We start from the raw sequence: 9,436 nt of genomic DNA, 5'->3' as shown, positions 1-9,436 counted from the left end.
ACACGACGGACGGCACACGGACGCTCGCCACTAGCGTCGACGTCGCCGACGGGATCGTCTCTCAGGGGCTCGGGTTGATGTTTCGGCAGCCCCCCGGATGAAGCCGGTCAAGCATGCGGATGAGCGCGGTGGCGCTTCGCAGGCCGGCTTTGGGGCGGGGCTCGGCGTACACCTCCATGCTTACCGGGCCGCGAAAGCCGTCTTCGTAGAGCATCTCGATCTGGGTGGGCCAGTCGACGTCTCCTTCGCCAACGATCGTGTCGTGCCACTGCCCGCGTTCGGTGCGGCCGTCGCTGCAGCGTACCAGCGTGACGCGCCCTGACAGCGCGTCGAGCCCCGCAGCCGGATCTTCGCCTGCCCGCAGCGCCGCCACCGGATCCCACGCAGCGCGCACGTTCGGATGATCAACCAGCGCAAGAAGCACCGCGAGGTCGCGCCCGGTCGGACACAACGAAGTGGGGTCGTTCTTAACGCCAATCAGCACGTCGTACTCGGCTGCCTGCACCCCGGCCCGGCGCAGTGCGTCGGCAGCGGTGTCGAGGGCGGTGTCGTCATCGTTCGGCGTAGCAGCAAACGGATCGGTCACGAAGCGCGGACAGCGCATGCGCTTGCAGAAGCGCAGCAGTTCGGGTAGACGCGCCAGATCGTTGAGCCACATCATGCGGTCGTGCACCGGTCCGCCAAAGATAGAGGGCACCACACTGCTTAAAAGAAACTCGCTCGCCTCCAGCTGCTGACGGATCTGCGGCTCGTTTACGTCGGGCACCCGGTCTTCGGGGCCGCCTACGGTGCGCAACTCCATGCCCTGCAGCCCCCACAACTGCGTGTAGTGCAGCGCGCGTCCTAAATCGGAGGTTACGGTGTCGGTGAGCCAGACAGGGATCATAGCAGGTAGAGCAGTTGGATGCGAAACGAACAGCCTGCTCAACGAGCCACACGGGCAGCGTGTTCGGTCGAACTCTGGATAACACGAAGCATTGATAGTACCCGTCGTTTCCTGCTCATTCAGCTTCTGCGCCATGCCTACTCTTGATGATGCCGTCACCGTCGCCGATGTAGCCCGAGCCGCCAACCGGCTTCGCGGCGTGGTGCACAGAACGCCGGTGCATACGTCGCGCTCGCTCAACGCACAGGTGGATGCAGACGTGTTTCTGAAGTGCGAAAATCTGCAGCGGATCGGTGCGTTCAAGATCCGTGGAGGCTATAACGCACTCAGTCAGCTTTCCCCCGAGCAGCAGGCCGGTGGCGTAATTGCTTACTCATCGGGGAACCACGCGCAGGCGGTGGCGCTGTCGGGGCAGCTTCTGGGCATCGACACGACGATTCTGATGCCTGAGAATGCTCCTACCGTTAAGCTGGAAGCTACGCGCGGGTACGGCGCGGAGGTCATTACCTACGACCCCGAGCAGACCGTGCGCGAAGAGTATGGCGCGCAGCTCGCCGAGGAGCGTGGGCTTACCCTTGTGCCTCCGTATGACCATCCCCATGTGATTGCCGGTCAGGGCACCGTGGGGTGGGAGCTGCTGCAACAGGTGCCCGACCTGGATATGCTCCTGGTGTGCTGCGGCGGAGGGGGAATGCTATCGGGATGTGGCATTGCGGCGGCGGCCCTACAGCCCGACTGCACCGTCGTTGGCGTAGAGCCCGAAGCCGGCGACGATGCCACGCGCTCCTTTCACACCGGCACGCTCCACTCGGTGCAGAACCCCGACACGATTGCGGATGGCGCGCGGACTCCGTCGCTTGGCGAGTATACCTTTCCGCTTGTGCGCCGCTACGCCGACGACATGGTTACCGTGCCTGACTCCGTCATCATCGACGCGATGCGCTTTCTGTGGACGCGCACGAAGCTGGTTACGGAGCCAACAGGAGCGCTGGCGCTGGCCGCACTTTTCAACGGCGCGGTGCCGGGCAATGGGCGCCGCATCGGGGTCACGCTTAGCGGCGGGAACGTAGATATCGCTCGCGCTGCAGAGCTCATTGCATAACTCATTCATAGCTCATTGCGTAGCCACTTCGCAGGCTGCACGTCCGGACGCTCTCACCACAGCCTCTCTGATTCCTCTCACTCGCCCCCTCTTTATTGTGCCTTCGTTTGACGAACTGCGCGCCTACCTCGACGGACTGGTTGCGCGCTACGAGGAACCCTCATTCATCGCTGACGACCCTATCGGTATTCCGCACGGGTTCGACGACCCGCGCGACCAGGAGGTCATCGGACTGTACGCGGCGCTGTTGGCATGGGGGCGCCGCACGACCATTATCAACAAGCTCGAAGAGCTGTGCGAGCGGATGAACTACCGCCCGCATGCTTTCGTAACCGGCTTCGACACAGCTCGCGATGCGGATGCGCTCGACGGGTTCAAGCATCGCACATTTCAGCCAGTGGATGCGCTGTGGTTTACGCGCAACCTGAGCGATGCGCTCGCGCGCCACGGATCCGTTGAAAACATCTTCGCTGATCACCTCCCCAGCGACCCCGAACACCCGTATCCGCTCGGACCCGCCATTCAGGGATTCAGCACCACCATACTGAACATCAACCCGGGTACGCCGCAGCGGCTGCGCAAGCATCTGGCACGGCCCGAGGCAAAAAGCGCCTGCAAGCGCCTAAACATGTACCTGCGATGGATGGTGCGCCCTGGCCCGGTCGACTTTGGCTTATGGACGCGCCTCAATCCCGCGCAGCTCATGCTTCCGCTGGATGTGCATGCAGGGCGGCAGGCACGGGCACTGGGATTTGTAGAGCGTAAGTCGAACGACTGGAAGGCCGTATGTCATCTTACGGATGCATGCCGGCACCTCTGTCCCGACGATCCCGCACGCTACGACTTTGCATTCTTCCCGCCGGGCGCTCAAGACGAGCCATTGGACGACGCCTTTACCGGCGACAATGCGGTACCGCCGAGCTCATGGCCCACGGCATGATAGCCGCGCTGTACATACGTGATGCCTGTCGCGTTCTCGCGAGGGGTAATCGCTTCTACCTCAACAACAAAGATGGAATGGTCGCCAGCCGGGTGGGCAGCCTGCACGCGCGCATGCAGCACCGCTGCCTTCCCCTGCAATATGGGGACGCCGCCTTCGTCTGTCGTGTACGCAACCGGACGAAACTGCTCATCAGATGAAAGATCAGGGCGGGCAAAGTGGTTGGCAAAGGCCACCTGCGTTTCGTCCAGAATGTGGATCGCGCACTGCCCAGCCTGTATCAGCGCATCGTGCGACTGGGCATCACGCGCCACGTTAAAGCTTACGAGCGGCGGGTCGAGCGACACGCTTGTAAACGAGCCAATCGTGATGCCAAGCGGGTCGCCGTCACGATGCGTGGTCACAACAACGACTGGAGACGGGAGGTTACGGAGCGTGGTACGAAGAGACGTACCGTCAGTGCGCGTGGGCATATGCGTGGTGAGTGGGGGAGACAGAAACAACAGGCGGTGTGCGCATCAAGAGCATCAAGAAAAGACGTCGCGCACTTTACGGAAGAACGACTTCTTCGGCGCCTGGTTGTCCGGGTTGGGGTCGAAATTGGGATGCGAACGTAACGCTTCGAGCATATCGATCTCTTCGTTCGTCAGATCTTGGGGGGTCCACACATGTACACGAATCATCTGATCTCCCCGTCCAGTGCCGTTCAGGTCGGGAATACCCCGTTCACGCATCCGCAGAATCTTGCCGGGCTGCACGCCTTTATCAATCTGGATGCGCGCGCGCCCTTTCAGCGTTGGCACTTCAACTTCAGTACCCAGGGCAGCGTCTGGAAAAGAGAGGTACAGGTCGTAGTAGATGTCGAGGCCGTCGCGCACGAAGTGCTCGTGCGGCTTCTCCTTGATCTCAATGCGCAGGTCGCCGGCAAGGCCTCCGCGGATACCTGCGTTGCCAGCATCTGAAATGGTAAGGTAGTTGCCTTCTTTGACTCCCGCCGGCACCGTAACCGTGACTGTCTCCTCTCCCTCGTAGCGCCCCTGTCCGTCACACGTCGCACACGGGTTTTCAATGATGCGCCCTTCGCCGTTGCACTTCGGACAGGCCTGTACGTTCACGAACTGGCCGAAGACCGAGCGCGACACCTGGCGCACCTCACCGGTACCGTCGCACTCGCTGCACATCACGTGGTTTTCGCCGTCGACGCCGCCTTCTGCTCCGGTGCCATCGCAGTCGTCGCACGCCACATACTTGCGTACCTTGATGTTCTTCTGCGTGCCTTCAGCAATTTCCTTCAGCGTAAGGGGCAGCTTCACGCGCAGGTCGCTCCCCGGACGGCCGCTGGTGCGGCGCGAGCGCCCCCCGCGTCCGGTGCGCCCGCCGAAGATTTCGTCGAATGCACTGAAGATGTCGTTGATGTCCTGAAATCCGCCCCGCTGACGTGAGCCGCTGCCGTTCTGGCCGAGGCCTGCATGTCCGTATCGATCATAGCGACGCCGGGTATCCTCATCAGAGAGGATTTCGTACGCCTCTGCAGCCTGCTTGAATTTCTGCTCTGCCTCTTCGTCATCCGGATTGCGATCGGGATGATACTTCATCGCTTTCTTCCGGTACGCTTTCTTGATCTCGCGTTCCGAGGCATCGCGTGCAACGCCAAGTACGTCGTAATAGTCTTCGGGCATAAGGGTAGGTTGAGAATCAGGCAAACAACAGAACAGAGGAGCGCAGAAGACCGCACATGCATCTACACACAACAGGTAGTATAACAAGTAGAATGCCAGGATGTGCAGACTTGTTCAGAGGTCTTCCTCTCTGCGCACCTGGTCGCCTGTTGATGCAGTGCGGTGTTGCACGAAGGTAGTGTGGGTAGTTGTATGCATAGGTATGGGAGTGCGAGAGGGCTACTTCGCAACTACGACCTGCGCATGACGAATAACCCGGTCGCCCATGCGGTAGCCCGCGCGCACCTCATGCAGTACGGTGCCTGGCTCTACGCCTTCGGGAGCGGGCTGCTGCATCATCGCGTCGTGCTCTTGCTCGTCGAAGGGCTGTCCTTCAGCCTCAATACGCTCAACGCCAATATCGCCCATAGCGCTTAGGAAGTTCGTGTGGACCAGTTCGAGTCCGTCGTGGAGCGACCGGTATGCGGCTTCGATCTTATCTTCTTCCTTGAACTCTTCGGCAGCATTCATAGAGCGCTGCAGGTCATCTATCGTGCCAAGTACTGCATTGATGGCTTCGGCTTTTCCGGCTTCAAACTGGCGCTCGGCTTGCTTGGAGAGGCGCTTCCGCACGTTTTCAAGCTCGGCAGCCTTACGTAAAAACTTCTCGTTTACAGCATCACGCTCGGCTTCAAGCGCCTCTACTTTTGCCTCAAGCGCTTCAATGCGCGCCTGTGCCTCGTCGCTTTCGGTGGACTCGCTGCTCTGCGAAGGGGGCGTTTCGGGAGCTGCCGGATCAGGCTCATCGTTCAGCAGCGGATCTTCGGATACGTCAGTCGATGATTCGGCAGCGTTTGTATTGGGCATATTTGTCTCTGAAGAGTTTGTGTCTGAAACGTTGTGGGTAGCCATAAAGCGGTGTAATGTCGATGTTGAACGATTCGGTCGCTCGTGTCTTGTATACCGGTCTTTCGCGTACGTCTTGTGAGGTTGACCTAATCGAGCAGGCGTATCTGCGCTGCAGGTTATTAAAGGGATAAGCCCTGGAATGCGATCATGCTGTAGCGGTCCATCATCTAAGACGCTGCATCACCGGGGTCTGACTGGTTGAGCACGTTAGCCATGGTACGCACAAGCGCCACGGCCCGGCGATAATCCATCCGGGTAGGTCCCATGAGCCCCAGTGTCCCAACGGTATCTCCCATCCGGTAGGGCGATACGACAACAGAATACGAAGCCATCTCGTCATTATCGTTGTCGCTTCCGATTCGGATGTATGTATTGCCGGCCGCGTCCGGTGCAATGTCTCCCAGGTCTTCGAGGAGGTTCACCATGAGCGTCTCGTCTTCGAGCAGTTCAAAGAAATGGCGCACGTCATCGGTCTCCTGAAATTCGGGCTGGTTGAGCAGGTTTTGTGCGCCGCCGATCTGCAGACGCCTCTGCTGGGGCTCACTAAAGAGCGGCGTCGACTGCTCGCGCACCAGGTCCACAATACCGGTGGTATCTTCGATGCCCTGTACACGCTCCTCGTGCGTCTCGCGAATTTCGGCCAGCGTGAGCCCAGCCAGGCGCTCATTCAACATCGACACGACGCGGTCGAGATCAGCGCGATCAACGTCGGCTTCAAACTCAAGCACGATGGTCTTAACCAGCCCCCCACTTACGTTTAGTACAAAGAGCAAGCGAGGGCCTGTCAGCGGGACGATATCGAGCCGCTCCAGCAGGGCTGTAGAAAGACTTGGACTTAGCGCCATGCCGAGCAGGTTCGACAGCTTGCTGAGCAACTTGGTGCTCTCACGTAGCATCTCATCGGTGTCGCTCACCAGCTGAGCCAGCTGCCCTTTGAGGACCTGCCGATCGGCCTCTGAGAGTTTGGGCGCCTGCATGAGTTCATCCACAAAGGTACGATAGCCCATCTGCGTGGGCATCCGACCCGCCGATGTGTACGGATGGTCAAGGTATCCCATGTCTTCCAGGTCGGCCATCGTGTTGCGGATCGAGGCCGGGCTCAACCCAATATCGAACTGACGCGCCAGCGACCGCGACCCGACCGGACCGGCGGTGTCGATGAAGTGCTGCACGACTAACTGCAAAATATGACGCTCCCGCTCGCTCAAGGGCGGACGGTCATCAGAGCGCGGGGCGCTCGAACGGTTAGATGATGCAGAACTTGTAGACGCGCTCATAGGCATCGTTGCTTCATACAAACAGCGAATGCGAGTGGGACCCGGGGCCGCGTTACGCAGCGCAACAATGCGATACAAATCGCATTCTGCAGGGGTATATTACATTTATGGAAGTACACAGGTATATGATGTTAGCGGGTCGCACGGAGCCATTCCAGCCTGCATCTGACGTTGGGGCCTACGTTGCATACGTGCGCTCTGTACATGTACTCTGGTTACGCGCACATGCTTCAACGTCATATTACAGCATGACCCTGGATACTACTGCATACACCATGCCGGCAGCGTGTCACCTGCAATCTCATCGCAGAAAGCCGTGGTGTATGGAAATTATTTTTTGTATGGTTTGAGACTCGGATATCTACAAAACGCCTGGTTGGACGCATTTCATCTGTACGTTAAGAGCACAAGCACATAACGTTTCACAAAAAAGCGCGGCAACGCGCTGCGCTTGTTGCATTTTGTGACCTACATACTGTATCGTTGCGTACTTGGCTGTATCCACGGGAGTTTCTTCATGTTGTGTGCGCAGTCTACCCTGTAACGGAACGTCGTGCTTGCACGTATACACAACGCAGCACGGTTTATTGTCTATTTAAACTGATGGCTCTTGCCCGTGTCTTCTGGTCCTTGAACCAGTAAGATGCGTCTTCTTTTTTGCTCACGCGGCTCTTTTTTTGTTCTTATGCGGTTTCTTTCCACGCTTCTTGCCAGTGCGCTGGGCACACTCATCGCGCTGGGTGCTCTCATTGCGTTCGGTGTGCTATTCATTTTTGCAATTGCGCTCTCGTCCGACCCAACCCCCTCGGTTCAGCCTAACTCTGTACTGACGATCGACGTTAAGGGGGCTATTCCAGAACGCGCGGTTCAGGATCCTTTTGCTCAGGCGTTTGGGGATGCCCCGCGGTTCGACCTTAACGACGTGAACAGCTCGCTTCGCAAAGCCGCAGCCGACGACCGCATCGACGCGGTCTGGCTACGCATCGAGTCGTCGACATCTGGGTGGGCCCGCCTTGGGGACCTTCGCGAGAGCATTGAAACGTTCAAAGAAAGCGGCAAACCTGTGTTTGCTTCGGGCACCGACGCCGGTATGGGCGAGCAAGCCTTCTACCTTGCCAGCGCCGCCGACAGCCTCTTCGTGCCACCGGTATCCGACTTCCAGATGAACGGCTTCTACCTCCCACAGCCGTTCTTCAGCAACGCGCTTGAGCGGCTCGACATTGAGCCCAAGATCGTGCGCGTGGGCGACTTTAAATCCGCGGTAGAGCCTTTCACCCGTGAAGACCTATCGCCGGAGAATCGCTTGCAGCTCCAGGAGCTTCTCGATACACAAAACTCTGTATTCAGCCAGGCCGTAGGTGACGGACGTGGGATGGATGCTGCCGAAATTCGGCGTCTGGCTGCAGAAGATCCGATCCTCAGCGCCGAAGCCGCGCTTGAAGCGGGCCTGGTGGACGGGCTGCTCTACCCCAATGAAATTGAGGCCGCCATCAAGGAGCGTCTCAACATAGCCAATGACTTGCAAACCATTAACGTGTCCCGATATGCGCGCGTCCCGGTGAGCGATGCCAGCCTCACGCCCTCCGATGAAGGCACAGTCGCTGTTGTGTATGCTGAAGGCAACATCGTACCTGGCAAGAGCCAAGATAACCCGTTCGGAGGAGGCGGCGATTCCATCGGCTCACAGACGTTCGTAGAAGCGCTCGACCAGGCCCGCACCGACAGCAACGTTAAGGCAATCGTCGTTCGCGTCAACTCGCCTGGCGGAAGTGCCGCGGCCTCCGAGATCATGTGGAATGCAATGCAGCGTGCAGGCGCCGAGAAGCCTGTCGTCGTTTCGATGGGCGACTTCGCGGCATCGGGAGGCTACTACCTGGCTGCAGGGGCTAACAGTATCGTGGCGCAAGACAACACCATCACCGGTTCCATTGGCGTGTTCGGCCTCTTCTTCAACGCACGCGGCTTCCTCGAAAATCAGCTCGGCGTTACGTTTGATGCGGTGCGCACCAGCCCTTACGCCGATATCTACTCCGGCATCGAGCCGTTTCGCGATGACCAGCAAGAGCGTCTCGAACGCAGCGTAGAGCGCGTATACGACACGTTCCTGCAGCGCGTTGCCGACGGACGCGGGATGGACCGCGCTGAGGTCGAGGCAATCGCCGACGGGCGCGTCTGGTCGGGCCGCGACGCTCAGGAGGTCGGGCTTGTTGACGAGATTGGGGGCCTTAACCTGGCTGTGCAGCGTGCCGCCGAAGCAGCCGAAATGGGAGAGGGACCGTACAACGTGCGCATCCTACCCCGCCCGAAAACGTTCATTGAGCAGCTTAACGAGTCGTTTAGTGCCAGCGTGCGCTACCAGATCACAAACCTGACAACTACCCCGATTGAGCGCGAGCTGCTTGAGCAGAGGCAGGCCCTCGAACGCCTCGTGGGTACCCATGGCACGGTGCAAGCCCGCCTCCCTATCGACATCCGGTTTGAGTAGCGGCCAAATGGTCAGGCGACCCTGCCAGGGTGCGCAGCCGCCCGCTCCACATACAGAACCTGTTTGGGTTTTGGTTTGCGGGCGAGAGCGAGCGCCGTTGTGGCGAAAATTGGACCACGATAGAGGTTCGTAGCCGGGGTTACGGGCCGATATCGGGGACAATTTGCAGCCCAGCGGAG

8 protein-coding genes are annotated in these 9,436 nt (G+C 59.3%); 3 read left to right on the top strand and 5 right to left on the bottom strand.

From position 1 onward, the window contains the following. Positions 1-61: 61 nt before the first annotated feature. Positions 62-886: a sugar phosphate isomerase/epimerase family protein gene (locus tag PPP56_RS05910; RefSeq protein WP_353563111.1), complete on the bottom strand. Its 825-nt coding sequence runs from the start codon at positions 884-886 to the stop codon at positions 62-64. A gap of 133 nt (positions 887-1,019) precedes the next feature. On the opposite strand from PPP56_RS05910, the gene PPP56_RS05905 reads away from it, so the two are divergent. Together PPP56_RS05905 and PPP56_RS05900 are read left to right on the top strand one after the other, a co-directional pair. Beyond that, complete coding sequence (locus PPP56_RS05905; protein WP_353563110.1) at positions 1,020-1,988, top strand: threo-3-hydroxy-L-aspartate ammonia-lyase; 969 nt, start codon at positions 1,020-1,022, stop codon at positions 1,986-1,988. Positions 1,989-2,085: 97 nt separating this feature from the next. Further along, positions 2,086-2,928: a TIGR02757 family protein gene (locus PPP56_RS05900; RefSeq protein ID WP_353563109.1), complete on the top strand. Its 843-nt coding sequence runs from the start codon at positions 2,086-2,088 to the stop codon at positions 2,926-2,928. On the opposite strand, the gene PPP56_RS05895 is transcribed toward PPP56_RS05900, so the two are convergent. The 4 genes from PPP56_RS05895 to hrcA all read right to left on the bottom strand — a co-directional run bounded on the left by PPP56_RS05895 (position 2,856) and on the right by hrcA (position 6,772). After that, complete coding sequence (locus PPP56_RS05895; protein ID WP_353563108.1) at positions 2,856-3,401, bottom strand: flavin reductase family protein; 546 nt, start codon at positions 3,399-3,401, stop codon at positions 2,856-2,858. The genes PPP56_RS05900 and PPP56_RS05895 overlap by 73 nt on opposite strands. Before the next feature lie 54 nt (positions 3,402-3,455). Further along, positions 3,456-4,607 carry a molecular chaperone DnaJ gene (gene dnaJ / locus PPP56_RS05890; RefSeq protein ID WP_353563107.1) on the bottom strand — a complete coding sequence of 384 codons (1,152 nt, stop codon included), beginning with the start codon at positions 4,605-4,607 and terminating at the stop codon, positions 3,456-3,458. A gap of 219 nt (positions 4,608-4,826) precedes the next feature. Then, on the bottom strand, positions 4,827-5,498 hold the full coding sequence (locus PPP56_RS05885; RefSeq protein WP_353563106.1) for a nucleotide exchange factor GrpE: 672 nt from the start codon (positions 5,496-5,498) through the stop codon (positions 4,827-4,829). Between the two features lie 164 nt (positions 5,499-5,662). Then, on the bottom strand, positions 5,663-6,772 hold the full coding sequence (hrcA, locus tag PPP56_RS05880; protein ID WP_353563105.1) for a heat-inducible transcriptional repressor HrcA: 1,110 nt from the start codon (positions 6,770-6,772) through the stop codon (positions 5,663-5,665). A 685-nt stretch (positions 6,773-7,457) separates the two neighbouring features. Here hrcA and sppA point away from each other — a divergent pair. Then, on the top strand, positions 7,458-9,257 hold the full coding sequence (gene sppA, locus PPP56_RS05875) for a signal peptide peptidase SppA (protein WP_353563104.1): 1,800 nt from the start codon (positions 7,458-7,460) through the stop codon (positions 9,255-9,257). The last annotated feature ends 179 nt before the right edge of the window (positions 9,258-9,436 follow it).

The organism is Longimonas sp. (assembly GCF_040409695.1).
In the GTDB taxonomy this organism is placed as follows: Bacteria; Bacteroidota; Rhodothermia; order Rhodothermales; family Salinibacteraceae; genus Longimonas.
The sequence above is the reverse complement of the archived record's forward strand: the minus strand, read 5'-3'. Positions and strand labels throughout refer to the sequence as shown.